Origin of the sequence: Klebsiella sp. K47, assembly GCF_051858335.1 — a bacterium.
Lineage (GTDB): Bacteria > Pseudomonadota > Gammaproteobacteria > Enterobacterales > Enterobacteriaceae > Klebsiella > Klebsiella pneumoniae.
Genome location: NZ_JBPYUI010000462.1, coordinates 1 through 221, shown reverse-complemented (window position 1 = coordinate 221; position 221 = coordinate 1). Strand labels below are relative to the sequence as shown.

The window sequence follows — 221 nt, the reverse complement described above, 5'->3', positions numbered from 1 at the left end:
CAGGCGGCGCTCGTGGGCCAGATGCTCCAGCCAGGCGGCCAGAGCGTCCTGCGAAGTCATGGAGGGGGCGCTCAGGCGTCCAGCGGCCATCGCTCGGCCATGCGTTCGACGACGCGGGCGACGAAGGCCACCAGTTCGCAGCCCATGGCGGGGGTGAAGCCGTCGTCCTCGCCCGAGCCGAAGGCGCACAGGGCGGCGCGGGGCGCGGCGGCGCCCGGCAG

At 75.6% G+C, this 221-nt stretch carries 1 protein-coding gene; it reads right to left on the bottom strand.

The annotated features are described in order from the left end of the window. Positions 1 to 71: 71 nt before the first annotated feature. On the bottom strand, positions 72 to 191 hold the full coding sequence (locus RRF55_RS28800) for a DUF484 family protein (protein ID WP_439419416.1): 120 nt from the start codon (positions 189 to 191) through the stop codon (positions 72 to 74). Positions 192 to 221: the final 30 nt, after the last annotated feature.